Here is a 19,675-nt window from a genome sequence, read left to right as displayed (position 1 = left end):
TATTAAAATTTAAATTATGAAAAATTTAATAATCATATTTTGTATAGCTGCTATAGTTTGCAGCTGTAAAAAAAGCACATTAGAACTACAAAATCCCAATCAAATAACTACGCAAACTTTCTGGAAAACCGAAACCGATGTGCAAAGCGCCTTTGCTGCTACCTACGGGCTGTTAAGAGATGTAAACGGTGGTTTTTATGGTGTAAGAGGTATTGAGCTGGGGAATGGCCGTGGTGATGACTTTTTTATCAGGAACGATGTGGCCGACCTGTACAAACTATCAACCTTTACCAATACACCCGATAACGGGCCTGCCAATGACCTGTGGAATACATCATACAGGGCTATTTTCAGAGCTAACCAGATATTAGCCAATATTGACAAAGTACCTATGGATGCCGCGGCTAAAAAAGCTTATATAGCCGAAGCAATGTTCTTAAGAGGCTTAAACTATTTTATTTTGGCCATAAACTTTGGAGATGTTCCTTTGATCGTTACTGTTCCGGCAACTACTCAGGAATATTTTACAGCCAAATCTCCAGAGGCTGATGTTTGGAAACAGGTAATTTCAGATTTGACCGCGGCTAGCGCCGATCTGCCGGCTTCCTACCCATCCCAATGGATAGGCAGGGCAACTAAAGGTGCGGCTTTGGCCTATCTGGGTAAGGCATATGTTTACACCAAAGCCTGGGCTAATGCCGAAACCACGTTAAAACAGGTAACAACTATGTCATACCAACTGATGCCTGATTATGGTGATAATTTTATCGCTGCCAAAAAGAACAACCAGGAATCGGTTTTTGAAATTCAGCTGGCAGATGTTGGCGGAACTAATCCCTGGGCTGGTGAAAATGCAAATCAGGCTTTAGGAGTTACTACAGCACAGGAGTTTGCACCATCTGAAGTAAGCGGATGGTTTGAAGTTAGCCCTACCGATAAACTATTTAATGAGTTTCAAAAGGAAAAAACCACCACCAATGACTTTGATCCCAGAATGTATGCAACTTTGATTTGGGATTACCCCAGCGCTACTTTTTACAAGAAACCATTTAGCAGTTTTGCGCTGGTGTTCGGGTATCATTCCATGTTCAAAAAATACCAGAACTATGATCAGGTCAATGAACTTACCGGATCAAGCGGGGCATCTAACTATGCATCAAGCAATAATGAAAGAGCACTGCGTTATGCAGATGTACTATTGATGCTTGCTGAGGCCTTAACTATGCAAGGAAAAGTAACTGAGGCCTACCCTTACGTAACACAAATAAGGGATCGCGCAAAACTTGCTAAGTTGCCCAACGGTTATACGTCTGATCAAATGATGACCGAGATCATGCATCAGCGAATGATTGAATTTGCCAGAGAAAATCAACGATTTTATGATCTGAAAAGATGGGGCAAGCTTAAACAGGAGATCGCTAATAGTGATAAGATTGGAAAGCAATTTTATGTTGAGGGCAAGTATGATTATTTCCCTATTCCTCAAAACGAAATCAACTCAAATCATTTAATAACGCAAAACCCTAACTGGTAATACCGTTTGCTTTTTACTCATTACAGTATAAACACCTGGATACTTTTAAACAAGGTATCCGGGTGTTATAATGCAAAATATTCACACACCTTAAACTTTGTCTTGGCTCTAAATGTATAAAAGGGGCGATAGGCTAACGTGTGCATAACCCATTTAATATGAAAAAACTAATTTCATTGCTGTGCATTGTTGTCATGGTATTTGCATTTATCTTTCATGCATCGGCCCAGTCCTTAACTACGGGTTCAAAAGGCGATTATCATATTGATCTTTCGGGAAGCTGGTTTTTCCAGGTCGACTCACTTGACCAGGGAATTAAACAACAATGGTATAACCGCCAATTAAAAGAGAAGGTAACACTACCCGGCTCTATGACTACCAACGGCAAGGGAAACAATATTACAGTAAGTACGCCCTGGACCGGAAGTATTGAAGATTCGACCTGGTTTCATAATCCCGCGTATGCAAAATACAGGGTACCCGGTAATGTTAAGGTGCCCTTTTGGCTTCAGCCCGATAAATATTACAAGGGTGCGGCATGGTATCAAAAGTCCATTGATGTGCCTAAGGCCTGGCAGGGTAAATACATAGAACTTTATATTGAAAGAAGCCATTGGGAAACAACCGTTTGGGTTGATGGCAAACCGGTTGGTATGCAAAATAGCCTGGCTACGGCTCATGTTTTTGAGCTTTCGGGGTTAAAGCCCGGCCGCCATCAAATTACAGTACTTATTGATAACCGGGTAAAGAGTTTTAATGTTGGGCAAAACTCGCATAGTATCTCAGACCATACGCAAAGTAACTGGAATGGTATGGTTGGGCGTTTATCGTTAAATGCAAAACCCGCCATATATATCAATGATATACAGCTATATCCTAATATAAAAGCCAAACAGGTAACCGCACGTGTATCAATTCGCAATATAACAGGTAAGGCAGGTGATGTAAGTTTAAACTTATTGGCTTTATCAAATAAACCCGGTACTGCAAAATTAAAACCCAAGTATGTTACCCGGCGTGTTACAAAAAACACCGTGGTAGAAGTAGTTTATCCCATGGGTGATCATCCATTGTTATGGAGCGAATTTACACCGGATACTTACCAAATGCTGGTGAAGCTTTCGTCAAAACAAGCCGGGGTTGACCAAAGTATAGTAACTTTTGGTATGAGGGAGTTTTTGACCAATGGCACACAATTTACTATTAATGGCCAGCCCACATTTTTGAGGGGGTCGTTAGAATGTGCCGAGTTTCCTAAAACAGGTTACCCTCCCACTGATCTGGAATCATGGACCCGGATTTTTAAAATATGCAGGTCATACGGACTGAATCACCTTCGTTTTCATTCCTGGTGCCCGCCTGATGCTGCATTTGAAGCAGCCGATAATCTTGGTTTTTACCTTCAAATTGAGTGTTCATCATGGGCAAACCAGGGAGCCACTATAGGCGATGGTAAGGCCCTGGACGAGTACATTTATAACGAAAGCAGGAGTATTGTAAAGGCCTATGGCAATCACCCGTCTTTTTGCATGATGGCATATGGCAATGAGCCGGCCGGTAAAAATATGGTTAAATACCTGTCAGATTTTGTTACCTATTGGAAAGCCCGTGATCAGCGAAGGCTATATACAACCGGAGCAGGCTGGCCCATACGTAACGAAAGTAATTTTAACAGCACCCCTTTACCCAGAATACAGCAATGGGGCCAGGGGCTAAAAAGTATTATCAATAATGAGGCACCCCGTTCAGATTATGATTGGGCGGATATAATCAAAAAATATAAGCACCCTACGGTAAGTCACGAGATAGGTCAATGGTGTGTTTATCCCGATTTTAAGGAGATAAGCCAGTATGATGGGGTTCTGAAAGCTAAAAACTTCGAGATATTTAAAGATCAGCTTGAAAAAAATGGCATGGGCGCATTGTCCGAAGACTTTTTGCAAGCCTCAGGTAAATTGCAGGTATTATGTTATAAAGCCGATATTGAAGCAGCTTTACGTACCCCAGGCTTTGGTGGTTTTCAGTTATTAGGTTTGTATGATTTCCCCGGGCAAGGCACTGCGCTGGTTGGGGTTCTTAACCCGTTCTGGAAGGATAAAGGATATGTTACAAGTAAAGAATACAGCGAATTTTGTAATGCTGTGGTGCCACTTATCAGGCTGCCAAAAATGATTTATCTGAATAACGAAACCTTATCTGCACCTATAGAGATAGCCCAGTTTGGCGCCGCAACATTAAAAGATGTTGCGCCCTCATGGGATATTAAAAATGAAAAAGGGGATATTCTATTTCAGGGTAAGCTTAACAAAACCAGCATTCAACCCAGCAATGGCATAAAGCTGGGGGATATTAATGTGGCACTGGCCGGTGTTAAAGAACCATCAAAGCTTAAGATCACCGTTTATGTGGCCAATTATCAAAACTCCTGGGATGTGTTTGTGTATCCTGAGATATTGCCGGCTATTGAACAACAAACCGTTATATCTCAAACACTTGATCAAAAAGCTATTGAAACGCTTGCCAATGGCGGTAAGGTTTTATTAACGCTTAAAAAAGGGACACTTAAACCCAACAAGGGCGGCGATATTGCCATAGGGTTTTCAAGTATATTCTGGAACACCGCATGGACTAAATCCCAGCCTCCGGTTACCCTTGGCATATTGTGTGATCCTAAAAACCCGGCTCTAAAAGAATTTCCTACCCAGGCATATAGTAACTGGCAATGGTGGGATGGTATAACACATTCCAATGCCATTATACTTACCGAGGTTTCAGCCACTATAAAACCAATTGTACGGGTTATTGATGATTGGGTTACGGCAAGGCCGCTCGGATTGATATTTGAATGCAAAGTAGGGAAAGGCAGGCTGATTGTTTCGGGAATAGATTTGCTTACTGATCAGGAAAAACGCCCCGAAGCCCGACAACTACTTTACAGCTTAAAAAGTTATATGAACACAGATAGCTTTTCCCCGGCGGTTGAGGTAAATCTTGAAAAAATAACTTCTTTGTATAAATAAGCGCGCTGCTAGCATAATTAATTTTTATTTCGCTTAAACGGGCTCCTGACGCTTATTAGGGTTTACATTAAACACTTCACTGGAAAGATGCTGGTTTATCGCATCTTTCCAGTGAAGTGTTCCTTAGACTATAAGACTCGAACTCTTTTGTAGCTGATTTGTATTGTGCGGAGAGGATAATATAATGCGGTAATAACACCGACAATGGCTGAATACCAATGTTAGTGGTTCGTTGCTAATTTTTTATGTGTTCCTGGCTTAATAGAAGCAAAATCTTCCTGTTTGGTATAATATTCAAGCCCTAAAATTAATAACGTTGAACTGACAAAATTTACTTTTTGCATTACTGGTAATAAACTCCAATCGCTTATGCCCCATAAGTAAACACTGTAATAAAAAACCAAAAGACTAATTATGCAAAGGAACTTAAATAAATGAAGCCTTGTCTTCAGTATAAAAATCGTGATAACAACTAAACATGTCCAAAACAAAGTGGTTGATATAATTAACATTATGTCATGCAAAGATGTTACGGTTAAAAACGTAAAAAAAATATTAGCTATACCTCCATACTTTATAATATTACCAGCCTTTTTTTCAGGTATTTTCTTTGACATGTTAATGAAAAATACTGCATAAGTAAATGGAAGCAAAATCATTCCTGTGTATGCCCAAATTTTGGAAGGGTTTTCGGCACCATTCAATGCTTTTGTTCCAAACAGATTGCTCATAAAATTTCTTTTCCAGTCAAAGCCAATAGAATATTCATCGAACATTGTGCCGCCCGGGTAAATTGAAATGGCTATCATTATTAAGATCACCGAAATTACAACTCCTATTAACACTGAATATTTCTTAATCATTTGCCTAAAGTATTCGTTTGTAAACTGCCCCATTAGATTAAATCGCTTGCCCATTGTTACTAATTACTTTTCGTCTATAAATAAAAATTCAGTGTATGGTCAGTGTTATCATAATGCCGTTAAATTAAAAAAGAATCCAACAAAAAAGCCTTCAGAATTAATCTAAAGGCTTTCAATAATCTTTCCCATGCATGGGTTTAAATGTGGTCCCGACGAGAATCGAACTCATATCTAGAGTTTAGGAAACTCCTATTCTATCCGTTGAACTACGGGACCATTTATTTTAAGAATTGCAAAGGTGCAAATTTTGAATGAGTTAGTCAAACACATTTGCACATCTGCGTATTAACTTATCTTATCACCGAACCGTTTGGCATTTCGTCTGCAGGGGCTACAAAACTTAACTTGCCTTCGGCGTTCTCGGCCATCAATATCATCCCTTGCGACATGATGCCTTTTATCTCCCTTGGCTCCAGGTTTACTAAAATGCTTACCTGTTTCCCAATGATAGCTTCCGGCTCGTAATGTTCTGCAATGCCAGATACTACGGTGCGTTGGTCAATACCTGTATCAATGGTAAGCTTCAATAATTTCTTGGTTTTGGCTACCTTCTCGGCAGTTAAGATAGTGCCTGTACGAATATCCAACCCAACAAATTCATCAAAAGTAATATTGGCTTTTGCCGGCGCCACTACGGGTTGCTGTACCACGGCCGATGCTGCCTTCTTATCTGCTAATTTCTTAATCTGTATGTCTATTACCTCATCCTCTACCTTCTCGAACAGTAAGGCAGCCGGGTTTAACTGATGGCCATCGGCAAACTCCATTTCCTGGTCAAATGTTACGGCATCCACATTCAACATACCAAATATTTTGGTTGCTGTGGCCGGTAAAAATGGCTGCAGGCAGGTGGCCAGGTGGCCAATCAATATCAAACTATTATGTAAGGCTGTTTTAGCGGCTGCAGGGTCAGTTTTAATTGTTTTCCAGGGCTCTTGCTCGGTAAGGTAGCGATTGCCTAAGCGGGCCATATCCATTACGCTCTGCAAGGCTGCACGAAAACGGTATGCTTCCAGGTTTTTGCCCAGCTCATCGTAATATCCACCTAATTCGGCATTTACTTTGGCATCGGTTAATTTGATAGGGGTGCTATCGCTTTCCACTTTACCCTCGTAGTACTTGTGCATTAGTATCATTACGCGGTTAACGTAATTCCCTAAAATGGCAACCAGTTCGTTATTTACACGTGCCTGGTAATCTTTCCAGGTAAACTCGCTATCGCTTGTTTCGGGCAATATCGATGTTAACACATAGCGCAGTTCGTCCTGCTTGCCAGGAAACTCTTCCAGGTATTCGTGTAGCCAAACCGCGTGGTTGCGTGATGTAGACAGTTTATCGCCTTCTAAATTTAAAAATTCGTTAGCCGGTACATTCTGTGGTAATATATAGTCGCCGTGTGCTTTCAATATCGCCGGGAATATGATGCAATGGAACACAATGTTATCCTTACCAATAAAGTGCATCAGGCAGGCATCATCCTCTGTATTGGCTTGTTTTTTCCAATACTGCTGCCAGTCCTTACCCTTATCTATAGCCCATTGTTTAGTGGCAGATATATAGCCTATTGGCGCATCCATCCACACATAAAGCTTTTTGCCCTTGGCTTCTTCTAACGGTACGTCAATACCCCAATCTAAATCGCGGGTCATAGAGCGTGGCTGCAAGCCCGACTTTAACCACGAACGGCATTGCCCAAAAACATTAACTTTCCATTCACCCTCTTTCTCGTCAATCCATTTCTCTAACCATGGTTGATATTTATCTAATGGTAAATACCAGTGTTTAGTTGGTTTTAAAATCGGTTTCTTATTGCTTAAAGTAGATATGGGGTCGATCAGATCCGTTGGGTTTAACGATGTACCACAGTTTTCGCACTGGTCGCCATAAGCTTTATCGTAGCTGCAAACCGGGCAGGTACCGGTAATATAACGATCGGCTAAAAACTGGTCGAAATCTTCATCGTAGTATTGCTCCGAGTATTTCTCAATAAACTCACCCTTTTCGTACAGGTTCAGGAAAAACTCCTGTGAAAGGTCGTGATGTATGGCAGATGAGGTGCGGTGATAAATATCAAATGCTATCCCAAACTCCTCAAAACTATTTTTTATTTGATTATGGTATTTATCAATAATAGCCTGCGGGGTAGTGCCTTCTTTTTTGGCTTTTATAGTAATAGCAGCACCATGTTCATCCGAGCCGCAAATGTATACCACATCCTTTTTCATCAGCCGCAGGTAACGTACAAAAATATCTGCCGGCAGGTATGCGCCCGCTAAATGGCCAATATGCAGCGGCCCGTTTGCATAGGGCAGTGCCGATGTTATAGTGTATCTTTTAAATTTATTAAGTTGCGACATTAAACAGGGATGTTTATTAATTTGCAAAGATAACTTTTTAGTCGGTAAGACGGAAAGCCCGGATAACCGGATGACGGAAAGTTAATCAGTTTTAAATCTTAATTAAATCTTTCGGACTTATGCCGACTTTCGGACTTTCGGGCACTACAATTCCTTACCTAAAAAAAGGCGATAAGGTAGCTATAACCTGCCCAGCTAAAAAATTACCCATACCCATGACGGATGCAGTAAACCTGTTAACCAGTTGGGGCCTTGACGTTGTTTTGGGCGATACCGTAAATGCATCGTATCATCAGTTTGCCGGCGATGATGCTTTTAGGGCTGCAGATATGCAACACTTTATTGATGACGATGACGTAAAAGCCATTATAGCGGCTCGGGGTGGTTATGGCACTATCCGGATGATTGATATGGTTGATTTTAGCCGGCTGCAAACAAACCCTAAATGGATAGTAGGCTTTAGTGATATAACTTTATTGCACTCGCATATTATTAGTAATTATAATTTACCCTGCATACATGGGCAAATGCCCTTGAATATTCCGGATGCCTCGGCTTATTCATTAGAAACCTTGCGAAAAACCTTGTTCGGCGAAGAGTTAAGCTACAAAATTGATGCTAACCGGCAAAACCGCATTGGCGATAGTAGCGGCATACTAATAGGTGGCAATCTTTCTTTACTTTTAGCAATATCGGGCTCGGTAAGTGATATGGACTACAGCGATAAAATATTATTTATTGAAGATGTTGGGGAGTATTTATATGCAGCAGACCGTATGCTGCGCGCATTGAAACGCGCAGGCAAGCTTAAAAACCTGGCCGGCTTAGTTGTTGGTGGTTTTACTGATATGAAAGATAATGACATCCCTTTTGGGCAAACATTGCCCGAGCTTATTATGGATGTAGTTGCAGATTATAGCTACCCGGTTTGTTTTGATTTCCCGGCAGGGCATATACCAAATAACTGCAGCCTTGTGCTGGGCAAAACAATTAATCTATCGGTGCAAACCAATGGGGTTGGCATCAGTTATTAATAATTAAACACAATCAATATGGCCTACTTAAGCAGTTTTAATAATTACAGAAATACCGGCCTTCTAATTATGCGGGTTGGATTAGGGGCAATGATGATATATCATGGCTATCCAAAACTTATGGGTGGAACCGAGATGTGGACCGGGCTTGGCGGTTCGACAAAATATGTGGGGATCCATTTTTTACCGGTAGTGTGGGGGCTTTTAGCAGCACTTACCGAAACGCTTGGCGGTTTTTTGATAATAATTGGTTTGGCGTTTCGCCCGGTATCCTGTTTGTTAGTAATCCATCTTATTGTTGCATCGCTTAGTCATTTTGGTAAAGGTGAAGGCCTGGAAGGTGCTGCGCATGCAATTGAACTGGCTTTTGTTTTTGCGGGATTAATATTTATTGGCCCGGGAAGGTATAGTGTTGATAAAAAATAATGGTGACCCTGTTATTAAAATTTTATCCATATGACCCATCCCTGCAATATGTATTTGATTGTAAATACATATTAACTGGTTGATAGAATTATTTAATAAAAAGAAAATTTAGAGGTTAAAGCTTTTTCTACTGTATTTAAATTGCATATTAGTTAACATTTGTTGAGAAACAAAGAGTGTAAAATTTTACAGGGGGCTTGATTTGTTGTAACTTGAGTCAATTAATAATCATTAACCTAAATCACATTATCATGAAAAAGCTAATTTTATCTTGCTTAGCAAGCACGCTGTTAATTCTGCCTTTATCCTCTTTTACAAGCGTGCAAAATCAAAAAACTGTTTTACCCGTTCACAAAAAACAAGTACAAACCTGGGACGCCGGTTATTTTACAAAATCTGGCCAAATGTACCATTGCTACACAGATCAACCGTTAGGAACAATTATAGCCATGTACAGATCGCCCGGAGAAGGCCTTCCAGATGGAACAGCGCTTACAACTTTCTCGGGATACTCATACGACGCGGCACCCGGCCTCTCTGTTCATGTAACATTTACTGATGGAACAGTAAAATTTTATGATGGCTGGGTTACTTATTAATTGCTTTAAAGCATCTAAATTTAACAACAAAGGAGGCAAATGCTTCCTTTGTTGTTAGGAAAAAATCCAACAAACCCAGGCAAAAATGCCCTTTAAAAAAGGCAAGCCTTACGGAACTACTATATTTTTAGTTGATTTTGTGTAATATTAACGTTACACAAAATGCAATCAATTATATAAAAACTAAGTTTTAAGTTCATTTCACTATTTTCAAATTCAATATTTAACAAAACAATGCTTTTAGTAAAAAACAGCATTACACAGTTCAATTATAAAATAATTATATTTATATATTAAATATAAACCACATGAAAAAGATAACTGCATTAGCACTTTTGCTGACACCGCTGATTGCGATGTCTCAAGATAAGATCGTAACCAAAAAAATATCACTTAATTTAACCGAAAAATACCATGTTTTAAATACCGATAACAATGTAAGGCAAGGTCTGTACATGGTAACTGATGCCGAGGGCGGTTCCGTTGTCAGGGGCAAATATGATAATGGTAAAAAAGTAGGCACCTGGATGTTTTACGGGCCTAACAACCAGTTAGTGCAACAATACGATTATACTAACTCAAAAATGTTATATACCAATTTGGATTCGGGCTCGTACATACAAACAGACTATTCGGTTTCTGCACCTGCTAATGCAACTGTATTACCTCCGGTAAAAATAGGCGGTTCAACACTGGCTTTTCTTACTTTCTATAATACAAAGGACATACCGCCATTAATCACCAAAGAAAAATCGGATATAAATATTAAATATACGGTAAGTGTAAACACCGATGGGCAAATAGAAAACGTATATGCTGATTATGAAAGCAACGGTGTTAACGAACACAAAAAGGTATATGTAAAACCCAATTCATCCGGCTTGCTAGATTTCATCCCGGCTAAGGTTGACGGGAATCCCATAAAAAGCACAGTAATACTATCAACCACAGTTGGAACCGATTTAATTAAGGTTAATTATAATAACCAGATTATGAATGTTCAAAAACAATAGTTTTATAATTTACTATAAAAAGGTCCCGATAGTTTTATAGCTATCGGGACCTTTTTATTTATGCCCTTTGTATCTATTCTGCTTTAAATAAGTGCGGCTTTCGGGTTTCCCGGAAGCGATACTTCTGATAACGAACTATTGATATATAGCTCAAGCCCCCTCGTTATTTATTTTATTATGCTGTCGCAGCATAGTAACGGCTACCACTTATTAACGCTTTCTACAGGTGGCGCGCTCCTTTAATTTGACGTTTTTCTTAGCTTAACACATAACTTACGATTATCTCGCGGTCAACGAAAGGGGTTAGTATCAATCACCACATTATTTAATTAATAATATATAGTCAATCCTTGTTCAACCACTTATTTCAGAACGAGCCAGATTAAACAAAAAAGGCTACCATTGCTGGTAGCCTTTTCATTATATAATCTAGAGAGATTATTGTTTTAAGGTTAAAGTCTCGTGTATCACACGGAAACCACCACCACCAATATATTGGTAATTTAAGTGATAGGTTTTGGTAGCAGGATCATAATAGTTATCCTGGCCCGGTACCGGAACGATAGGCTGACTAGCGCTTAATGCACCGTTGAAAGTAACCTGGTTGGTTGTAGGGTTAACAGTTATTATTAACGATCCGCCAACATCACCAATTGATGATAAGTTAGATGTAGGACCAGTTGTTAATAAATTTTTATCTGCATTCAGATCCCTTGGACCAGCTGTTGGGTGAACAAATTGACCGCTTGAATGGTAAGTACCATCATATGGGTTTTTGTATTTCACACCATACAATACAGTACCAAAATTACCGCTTACAGTACCAAAAGATGCTGAAGTGATTGCAAGAGGGATCACATAGTTATGCTCAAAGTCGAACAGGCTTGGGTTTACAGATATTGAAAACACTGCCCTACGTTCTCCTTTTTTGATAACTACAGTTGCTGGTAACTGGTAAGATGCCGTCGGGGCATTAGTAAGCAAGTCGCCTTGTACGTCTGCTTCTGCATCATCCGGATCTTCGCCTAAAGCAATTGCAGCTGCCCTTGCATCCGCAATTATTTTAGCGTTTGTACGCGGAACCGCGTCAGGGTTAACACCTAAATTAACGGTGATGTCCTGCGGTGCTACATCTGTACCTGAGTAACTAACTGTTACATCAAATTTATCTGATGTTGAATAAGCAAAACCTTTGGTATATGCAGGGTACAGATCTGTAGTGCTTGACGTATATGGATCAGTTGTGTAAAACTCAACAATGTTTTGAGGTTTACCCCCAATTATCGGTGTATCCTTTAAACAAGAACTTAATCCTGCTACCAAGGCTAAAACCGAAGCTATTTTTAAATATTTTTTCATTTCTTTAAAATTTAAACAATTTAACTTTTATTTAGCCCAGAAAATTTTATCCGTATAAGGGTTTATGCCAGCCGGTGTATTAGCGCTGTTATAAGTATACTCTGAAACAGGATATAAAACGCGTGTAGGTAATTTATCCGGTGCTGTAGATTGTGACACAGATGATGCGAACGAAGTTTCAGGATCAGAACCTGTTGAACGTGGGTAACCGGTTCTTCTGTACTCATTCCAGCTTTCGCCACCAAATTGGTAAATTAACGCAAGATATTTTTGAGTGATAATAGCCTCAAGTCTTTGCGCATCAGTTGTCGCATCTTCATAATGAACTAAATAGTTGCCCTCATTAGCTTCCTTATCCAGATAATCCTGATAGTATGGCTCCCAAGGCTCTACATAAACAGCAGGGTCTGCTTTGTTTGGACCACTCGCTCTAAATAAGAAGGCAAATGCACTTTTAACGCCGTTATCAAAATTAGTTTTAGCAACACCTGTTAATATTCCCCTAAGGTTAGCTTCGGCCTGTAAAAAATAGCTTTCAGAGGCAAGCATAATTGGCTGAGGACCAGTTTCACCTTTGAAAAGACCTTCACCATTGCTTCCTAATGCAGCAAAAGTGAACCAAAATGCCGGGCTTGGTGCTTTAGGTGCATCTGCAAGGGTATAACCTAACTGGTTAACCGGAGTAGTGGTACCGTTTGACCCAGCCCATTGCTGGAAGATCAATTGGCCACGGGTATCGTCAAGTATTTTAGTTCCGTTAAAGTAAGTTAATATATACGGAGTTGGCATATATACGTTTGCAGCAGTTCTTGGAGCAGTAGTACCGATCTCCGAATAAGCCCATTTGTCCCAGTAAGGGTTTTGTTTACCGGCGGTTTTGCTGTAACCAGGTTGAACCAAAACGTCGGCTGTTACAAAGCCCACAGTAGCATCAGGAGTGGGTTTTGTGAAAGACACCTTACCACCTGCGCGAATTATCAAACGCAATTTAATAGTATTTGCAAATTGAGCCCATTTTTTGGTATCGCCACCAAACATTGGGTCAGAAGTAGCATTAAATAGTTTTGGCACACTTGCTGCAGGTATAGTATTCATAAATGTAATAGCGGCATCAAGCTTGTCGCCAAGGTCTTTATAAACGTCTGCGCCTTTATCATATTTAGGCTGCAAATTAGTAAGGCCTTTTAACGCGTCAGAATATGGTACATCGTTATAAGTATCTACTAACATTTGATAGTCATAAGCTTTCATAATGTTGGCAGCTGCATTAAATACGCTGTTTGCATCTGTTTTATCGATAATGTACTGATAATCCCCAAGGTTATCGAAAGTGTTTTGGAATAATCCATTATAATCACCGGTAGTGAAAGCATAAGAGATTAAAACACCAAGGCTACCAAAACCACCTGCGTTACCAAAGTAACCGTTTAAGGCTGATCCGTAAGCGTTATAATCACCTGTATTTACTACAAGTGCAGCGGTAGCAACAATTGCCTGGGGTAACACTAACTCTGGTGTTGATTCCAACGGTTGGTTAGGGTTCTTATTGACATCTAAATATTTCTTACAAGAAGTTGCAGAAAATAAGCAGATGCCTGTTAAAGCTATACTAAATATTTTTTTCATGATATTTTACTTAAAAAGTTACTGAGATAGTACCACCGAAGTAACGAGACGGAGGTGTTTGTCCCAAGTTTGTTAAACCAATTGCGTTACCGCTTGCGCTTCCGTCAGCATCGCTATACTCAGGATCGGTATAAACATTTGATTTTGGAGCGAATAAGAACAAGTTACGGCCTTGTACGCTGATAGTTACGGCTTTAATTGCTTTTGTTTTGCCTAACAATGATTTTGGAAGGTCATAAGCTAATGAAGCTTCACGGATCTTCCAGAAAGCACCAGAGTATACGTAGTTGATATCCATGCTTGAGCGAGGATCATCAGTCCAGTAACCAGTACCACCATCACGTACAGTGATGTTTGTGTTCGGAACATAGGTATTAGTAGCCGCGTCTAGATATACAGAGTTCGGAATCACGAAACGATCGCGGTTGTAGTAACCGCTGAAGTATGATGAACCAGAGAAGTCAAGCGTACCTGCAGCAGCGTTAAAGATGTTGTAACCACCACGGTATTCTGCTAAGGCAGAGAAACGTAAGCCTTTGTATTTTACTGATAAGTTAACAGCTAATACATCTTTTGGCTGAGCGTTACCTAACACAGTTACCTGGTCAGATGCAGTTGGATAACCGGTGATAGGATCTACAATAATACGGCCCTGCGGATCGCGATTGTAATCATGTCCCATAATAACCGGGAAAGGCTGGCCTGCAACAGCGTAAGAACCTGCACCACCGCCATATACACCTAAGCTTAGGCGATCGATAGCAGCACTGATAGATTCAACATTGTTAGTAATGTGCGTATAGTTAGCACCAACAGTTAAATCCCAGTCGCGGTTTCTAAAAGCAGTAAAGCTAAGAGAGCTCTCTATACCTTTTGAGCTGGTTTGACCAATGTTGGTTCTGTAAGTGCTGAAACCTGTTGCAGTTGATACGCCGGTTTCAACGGTTTGTGCATTGGTTTTTGTACTGAAGTAAGTGAACTTAGAAGCAATCCTGTTATCCCAGAAGTTTGCATCAAAACCAAGTTCAAAGCCTTTAGTAATCTCTGGTTTAAGGTTGGTAGATACGATGGTGTTACTTAAAGTGTGACCGCCGGCACCGTTATACGGATAACCTGCACCCTGACCGAATGTAGGATCTAATGCGTAAGCACCAAAAGTGCCTGGCAAGTTTACCTGACCAACTTTAGATACACCACCACGTAGTTTAATAAAGTCTATACCTTTAATGTCCTTCAATTCTTTAAATGCATCAGTTAACACGAAAGATACGTCAGCAGCAGGATAGAAGAATGAACGGTTTTGAGGTAACAATGTCGAAACCCAGTCATTACGGCCTGTAGCATGTAAGAATAAATAATCTTTGTAACCAACGGTTAACTCACCATACACACCTTGCTGATGGCTATTGTATGAGTTTGACGTAGCAGTTGGCGTAGTAGTACTGTTCGCTAAGTTAAATATACCTGGAACAACCAAACCGTTAACTGTAGCTGTCAAATCTTTTTGGTTATCATTACGGATACTTGCAGCTACGGTCAATTTAAAGGTAAAGTCATCAAGTGATTTCCTCATAGTTACCAGGAAGTCAGAGTTGATACGCGTGTTATAGAATGCGTAATCCTGATTTGAGCCTTGAATGTTATTAATTTTGTAAGTACCGGCTAACTCAGGGCGAGCTTTGGTATAGTCAGTAAATGCAAATTTATCAACATAAATTTTCTGGCTTGTATTACGGGTTGTGATACCAACACGGTAAGTGAAATCTAACCATTTTGTTGGGCTATATTTCATTTCAACGTTACCTACTAAATAGTCATTCCTTGTTTTTTGACGATAGTTACCGGCAACAAAGTAGGGGTTGTTATAGTAAGCATTGAAGTAACCATTAGGGTTTGCATACTCATTGTTTCTCCAGTCTGCATAGTCCGTAATGTCTATCTGGCCCGGGCTGTTCAATAAGTTGTTATAAATAGAGGCTGTTTGATTGGTAATATCATACCTGTTTTGAGTGTAACCGGCGGTATAAGTTAAGTTAAAGTTGTCAAGAATTTTTTGAGTTCCGTTAACCCTTAAGTTAGCCCGGTTAAATTTATCACCAGGAGTAGTACCTGTTACGTTAGCGTACTGGCCTGAGGTGTAGATAGTAGACTTATCGTTACCAGATGACAAGTTAAAGTCTGTTTGATTGGTTAAACCATTTTTCCAGAATTTATTCTTAGCATCTCTGTAAGAGTAAGGGATCATTTGCTGATCGCCATTCTCCAATGGTAAACCAACCGGTCTTACAACGCCATCATACGCAGGGCCAAATTGCTGGTTTTCGTAAGGGATGTAAGCTTGAATATCACCAGATGAACCAGAACCGAAACCTGTTTGAAATTTAGGATAGAAAGAAACCTGCTCAATTGTTGTAGTGTTAGACACACGAATTGAAGTTTGTCCTCTGGTACCTTTTTTGGTTGTGATAATGATCGCACCGTTTGAAGCCTCAGAACCGTATAACGCGGCAGCACCGGCACCATTCAATACCTGGATATCTTCAATATCCTCGGGGTTGATGTTGCTTAGGATGGCGTTAGGAACGATAACGTTATCAACTACGATTAACGCATCGTTGTTACCGGTTAATGAACGCATACCACGTAAAACAACACGGTAGTTAGGGTTAACACCGCTGGTTGTAGCATTGATACGTAAACCGGCAACCTTACCAGTTAAACCGGCAATAGCGTTAACAGGCTTTGTAGCTGTTAAAGATGCAGGCTTAATTGTGGTTGAGTTGTAACCCTGTTCTTTTTTACGAGCTTCCAAACCGCCCGCAGTTACAACCACCTCGCTCAACTGGCTGGCGCTTGAACTTAAGCCTGCGTTTACTACACCGCTTGATCCGATTGGAAGCTCAATAGTTGAGAAACCGATAAATGAAAAGCGAAGTGATTTTGCCGATGTCGGCACATTTAGGGAGAATTTTCCCGAAGCATTGGTTTGAATACCAATTGAGGTTCCGGATACTGTAACACTTACTCCTGGCAACGGCAAGCCGTCATCCTTTGAAGTAACTGTACCAGTAACTGTACGATTTTGTGCATATACCTGTGTTATGCATAACATCAGGAAACACAAACTTACTAGTAGAAGTTTTTTCATGTTTGTTAATAATAAGATCAGTTAATAGTTAATTAGTCATAAAAGTAGTGTTACGGTATCAATAAATCAAATTAAAAAGTAAAAAAAGACGAATTCTCATAAAAATAAATTAAAAAAGTAAAAAAAGATTAAAAATATAGTACTATGTATTGCATAATACATTCTTAAACATATATCTTTGCATTATGATTGTTGAAAACACACAAACCCAAATGAGGAAAGGCATACTGGAGTATTGCATACTTTCCATAATTGCAAAGGGCGAGATCTATGCTTCAGATATAATATCTGAGCTTAAGAAAGCCCGGCTGCTTGTAGTTGAGGGTACACTATACCCTTTATTAACCCGCTTAAAAAACAACGGCCTGCTCGCTTACAACTGGGTGGAGTCAACTTCCGGGCCGCCACGAAAGTACTATGTGCTTAGCGACGAGGGCCGTAAAGTGCTTGAGCAGCTTGACGGAACCTGGCATGAACTATCATTTGCCGTACAAACCGCTATTGGCGACAGAAACAATTAAACAAACCACTAATTATCACCCATCATGAATAAAACTATCATTATAAATATAAACGGCATTGTCTTCCATATAGAAGAGGATGCTTATGAGATATTAAAAAACTACATGACCGATGTGCAGCGTCATTTTTTGAACTCGGCCGATAGCCTGGAGATCACCACGGATATTGAGAACCGTATTGCCGAAATGTTTAACGAGATACTATTGAAAGAAGGCAAGCAGGTTGTTGTTGTGCAGGATGTTAATACAGTTGTTGAACAAATGGGCTCGGTGGAAGACTTTGAAACTGTTGAAGATGGTGAAAAGCCACACGCGCAACCCGCATTTGCATACAGTACCGAAAGCCGCCGCCTTTTTCGTGACCCCGATGATCACCTGGTTGCCGGTGTATGTGCAGGCATAGCCAACTATTTTGATTTTAACCCTGTTTGGATCCGCTTATTATTTGCGGTAGCCGTTGCTTTTGCAGGTACGGGCTTTATATTATATGTAATACTGTGGATAGTTGTGCCCAAAGCCGTTACCCGTGCCGACCGCATGGCTATGAAAGGCCAGAAGCTGGATCTGCAAGGCTTTAAAACCAATTTCGAAGAGGAGTTGAACACCGTAAAAGGACATCTTCATAACTTGCATACCGAAGCCCGCCCGCTGATATACAAGACCCGCGATTTTGCAGGCGATGTTTTTAGCCATTTTGGTAACTTTTTAGGCGGCGCCGGAAAAGTTATTGGTAAGCTGATAGCCATTGCACTTATTGCAGGTTGCTTTGCAGGAATAATATTTATTATAGTAGCGGCAATATCTGCTTTTGTTTACGGTAATCACCGTATGGACATCTATCATATATTTCCTTTTAACATTGCAGACCAGCACGTTAATAACATATTTATAGTATGTGCTGTATTAATGTCAACTATACCGCTGCTCTCCATTATTTTAACACTTATCAATTTCGTATTTAAAGGCAACGTGATTAATCGCACCGCGGGTTCTACATTATTAATGGTGTGGGTGGTTGCTTTAAGTGTAGTAATATATTACACCGCTAAAACATCTGCCGACTTTAAAGAATACGCCAGCTTTAGCCAAACTATTAATATTAAACCATCTGCCGACAGTACTTATTACCTTAAGCTGAATGATATTAAGTTTCTTACAAAAGAAGATAGCATACGCCTGAGGGTTAAAGAAGACTTTAACGGCCGTGTTATTTTGGATGACGATGATGACAACAATATGGATATGCCCGACAAAAACATTGACATATATGTTGAAAAAAGCGATGTGGCACAGCCGATACTGGTAGAATCATTTAGTGCCCGTGGCAGCGATTACCAGGACGCTTTATACAATGCCCGTGGTACAAACTATCAATTTAAGCAGGAAGGTAACGTGTTGAAATTTAACCGCCGCTTAGAGAAACAAACTGACAGGCTATGGCGCGCGCAAAGGTTACATCTTACCCTTAAAATACCTTTGAACTCAAAAGTAGTAATTGATGATCAGGTGGATAGATTTGTGAGGGATATAAGCGTGCGCGACTGTAACGACGTGAATAAGAGAGATGGTGCATCAGCTGCAACATTTATTATGACCGATAATGGCTTGCAATGTAAAGTTGATACACTGGTATTACCACAAACACCAAAACAAAAAGCTGCTGCAGATAGTGCAGCAATTGCAAACCCCGAATAATGAAAAATATCATAAAATATATAAGCCTGCTATTATTTAGCGGGCTTATATTACCTTTTTATAATATTAACAGCATCAAAAATATTACCGCAGCAAACAATACCAAACATGTTTCTGCGGTTAAACACCCACGCCCGGCAAATCCGGTGCGAATACAGTACTTTCTATATCAGGATATTGCAGAAATGCTTTTCCCCGCAGAGTAAAAATTAAACTTTTTCTGTAACCTTTTACCCCAACCTTACATCTTACTATAAATTAACAATTACATGTCACCGTATGGCGACATACAACATAAACCCTGTACCTATGCAAACATCTACACTATATATAATATAAGCCCGGCGGATTAACCGCAAGATCTAAACAAAATTTAATGCCTGTTAAAAAAACGAGGGAACAGCCTTCGCAGGAATTTTA

At 40.0% G+C, this 19,675-nt stretch carries 14 protein-coding genes and 1 tRNA gene; 9 read left to right on the top strand and 6 right to left on the bottom strand.

Annotated features, from left to right (window positions below; all coding sequences use genetic code 11):
- Positions 1-16 precede the first annotated feature (16 nt).
- Positions 17-1,534, top strand: coding sequence for a RagB/SusD family nutrient uptake outer membrane protein (locus NPE20_RS24550; protein WP_256541354.1), 1,518 nt, complete (start codon positions 17-19; stop codon positions 1,532-1,534).
- Between the two features lie 158 nt (positions 1,535-1,692).
- Positions 1,693-4,554, top strand: a complete 2,862-nt coding sequence (locus NPE20_RS24545) for a DUF8487 domain-containing protein (protein WP_256541353.1) — start codon at positions 1,693-1,695, stop codon at positions 4,552-4,554.
- A gap of 221 nt (positions 4,555-4,775) precedes the next feature.
- Here NPE20_RS24545 and NPE20_RS24540 read toward each other — a convergent pair whose 3' ends face one another.
- The 3 genes from NPE20_RS24540 to metG form a co-directional block, all read right to left on the bottom strand.
- Positions 4,776-5,363 carry a hypothetical protein gene (locus NPE20_RS24540; protein WP_256541352.1) on the bottom strand — a complete coding sequence of 196 codons (588 nt, stop codon included), beginning with the start codon at positions 5,361-5,363 and terminating at the stop codon, positions 4,776-4,778.
- A gap of 258 nt (positions 5,364-5,621) precedes the next feature.
- Positions 5,622-5,693: transfer RNA gene (locus NPE20_RS24535), tRNA-Arg, on the bottom strand.
- 74 nt (positions 5,694-5,767) lie between these two features.
- Positions 5,768-7,834 carry a methionine--tRNA ligase gene (gene metG, locus NPE20_RS24530; RefSeq protein ID WP_256541351.1) on the bottom strand — a complete coding sequence of 689 codons (2,067 nt, stop codon included), beginning with the start codon at positions 7,832-7,834 and terminating at the stop codon, positions 5,768-5,770.
- Positions 7,835-7,953: 119 nt separating this feature from the next.
- Between metG and NPE20_RS24525 the strand changes: the two genes are divergently transcribed.
- The 4 genes from NPE20_RS24525 (at position 7,954) to NPE20_RS24510 (ending at position 10,906) form a co-directional block, all read left to right on the top strand.
- Complete coding sequence (locus NPE20_RS24525) at positions 7,954-8,868, top strand: S66 peptidase family protein (RefSeq protein ID WP_256541350.1); 915 nt, start codon at positions 7,954-7,956, stop codon at positions 8,866-8,868.
- A gap of 18 nt (positions 8,869-8,886) precedes the next feature.
- A complete protein-coding gene (locus NPE20_RS24520) occupies positions 8,887-9,294 on the top strand; it encodes a DoxX family protein (RefSeq protein ID WP_256541349.1) in 408 nt (135 codons plus the stop codon).
- A gap of 251 nt (positions 9,295-9,545) precedes the next feature.
- Positions 9,546-9,893: a hypothetical protein gene (locus NPE20_RS24515; RefSeq protein WP_256541348.1), complete on the top strand. Its 348-nt coding sequence runs from the start codon at positions 9,546-9,548 to the stop codon at positions 9,891-9,893.
- A 308-nt stretch (positions 9,894-10,201) separates the two neighbouring features.
- Positions 10,202-10,906 (top strand): toxin-antitoxin system YwqK family antitoxin, encoded by a 705-nt coding sequence (locus tag NPE20_RS24510; protein WP_256541347.1) that lies wholly within the window; start codon positions 10,202-10,204, stop codon positions 10,904-10,906.
- Between the two features lie 438 nt (positions 10,907-11,344).
- Here the strand turns inward: NPE20_RS24510 and NPE20_RS24505 are convergent, their stop codons facing one another.
- From NPE20_RS24505 to NPE20_RS24495, 3 genes are read right to left on the bottom strand one after another with little or no spacing between them, the layout of a single operon-like run.
- Positions 11,345-12,265: a BT_3987 domain-containing protein gene (locus NPE20_RS24505; RefSeq protein ID WP_256541346.1), complete on the bottom strand. Its 921-nt coding sequence runs from the start codon at positions 12,263-12,265 to the stop codon at positions 11,345-11,347.
- 27 nt (positions 12,266-12,292) lie between these two features.
- The gene (locus NPE20_RS24500; protein ID WP_256541345.1) at positions 12,293-13,891 is read right to left on the bottom strand and encodes a SusD/RagB family nutrient-binding outer membrane lipoprotein; all 1,599 of its coding nucleotides are present in this window, start codon (positions 13,889-13,891) and stop codon (positions 12,293-12,295) included.
- A 10-nt stretch (positions 13,892-13,901) separates the two neighbouring features.
- On the bottom strand, positions 13,902-17,039 hold the full coding sequence (locus NPE20_RS24495; RefSeq protein ID WP_256541344.1) for a SusC/RagA family TonB-linked outer membrane protein: 3,138 nt from the start codon (positions 17,037-17,039) through the stop codon (positions 13,902-13,904).
- 185 nt (positions 17,040-17,224) lie between these two features.
- On the opposite strand from NPE20_RS24495, the gene NPE20_RS24490 reads away from it, so the two are divergent.
- The 3 genes from NPE20_RS24490 to NPE20_RS24480 are packed head-to-tail and all read left to right on the top strand — an operon-like array spanning position 17,225 to position 19,461.
- The gene (locus NPE20_RS24490; RefSeq protein ID WP_256541343.1) at positions 17,225-17,560 is read left to right on the top strand and encodes a PadR family transcriptional regulator; all 336 of its coding nucleotides are present in this window, start codon (positions 17,225-17,227) and stop codon (positions 17,558-17,560) included.
- Positions 17,561-17,584: 24 nt separating this feature from the next.
- A complete protein-coding gene (locus NPE20_RS24485; RefSeq protein ID WP_256541342.1) occupies positions 17,585-19,255 on the top strand; it encodes a PspC domain-containing protein in 1,671 nt (556 codons plus the stop codon).
- On the top strand, positions 19,255-19,461 hold the full coding sequence (locus NPE20_RS24480) for a hypothetical protein (RefSeq protein WP_256541341.1): 207 nt from the start codon (positions 19,255-19,257) through the stop codon (positions 19,459-19,461). The genes NPE20_RS24485 and NPE20_RS24480 overlap by 1 nt, the downstream gene beginning before the upstream one ends.
- The last annotated feature ends 214 nt before the right edge of the window (positions 19,462-19,675 follow it).

It is taken from the genome of Mucilaginibacter aquariorum, assembly GCF_024498135.1.
Classification (GTDB): Bacteria; Bacteroidota; Bacteroidia; order Sphingobacteriales; family Sphingobacteriaceae; genus Mucilaginibacter; species Mucilaginibacter aquariorum.
Note: the sequence above shows the minus strand (reverse complement) of the source record. Positions and strands in the feature narration are given on the sequence as shown.

Excerpts from the sequence above, each read along its gene's own strand:
- NPE20_RS24550 (WP_256541354.1), top strand. The coding sequence starts at position 17 with ATGAAAAATTTAATAATCATATTTTGTATAGCTGCTATAGTTTGCAGC.
- NPE20_RS24545 (WP_256541353.1), top strand. The coding sequence starts at position 1,693 with ATGAAAAAACTAATTTCATTGCTGTGCATTGTTGTCATGGTATTTGCA.
- NPE20_RS24540 (WP_256541352.1), bottom strand. The coding sequence starts at position 5,363 with ATGATAGCCATTTCAATTTACCCGGGCGGCACAATGTTCGATGAATAT.
- metG (WP_256541351.1), bottom strand. The coding sequence starts at position 7,834 with ATGTCGCAACTTAATAAATTTAAAAGATACACTATAACATCGGCACTG.
- NPE20_RS24525 (WP_256541350.1), top strand. The coding sequence starts at position 7,954 with ATGCCGACTTTCGGACTTTCGGGCACTACAATTCCTTACCTAAAAAAA.
- NPE20_RS24520 (WP_256541349.1), top strand. The coding sequence starts at position 8,887 with ATGGCCTACTTAAGCAGTTTTAATAATTACAGAAATACCGGCCTTCTA.
- NPE20_RS24515 (WP_256541348.1), top strand. The coding sequence starts at position 9,546 with ATGAAAAAGCTAATTTTATCTTGCTTAGCAAGCACGCTGTTAATTCTG.
- NPE20_RS24510 (WP_256541347.1), top strand. The coding sequence starts at position 10,202 with ATGAAAAAGATAACTGCATTAGCACTTTTGCTGACACCGCTGATTGCG.
- NPE20_RS24505 (WP_256541346.1), bottom strand. The coding sequence starts at position 12,265 with ATGAAAAAATATTTAAAAATAGCTTCGGTTTTAGCCTTGGTAGCAGGA.
- NPE20_RS24500 (WP_256541345.1), bottom strand. The coding sequence starts at position 13,891 with ATGAAAAAAATATTTAGTATAGCTTTAACAGGCATCTGCTTATTTTCT.
- NPE20_RS24495 (WP_256541344.1), bottom strand. The coding sequence starts at position 17,039 with ATGAAAAAACTTCTACTAGTAAGTTTGTGTTTCCTGATGTTATGCATA.
- NPE20_RS24490 (WP_256541343.1), top strand. The coding sequence starts at position 17,225 with ATGATTGTTGAAAACACACAAACCCAAATGAGGAAAGGCATACTGGAG.
- NPE20_RS24485 (WP_256541342.1), top strand. The coding sequence starts at position 17,585 with ATGAATAAAACTATCATTATAAATATAAACGGCATTGTCTTCCATATA.
- NPE20_RS24480 (WP_256541341.1), top strand. The coding sequence starts at position 19,255 with ATGAAAAATATCATAAAATATATAAGCCTGCTATTATTTAGCGGGCTT.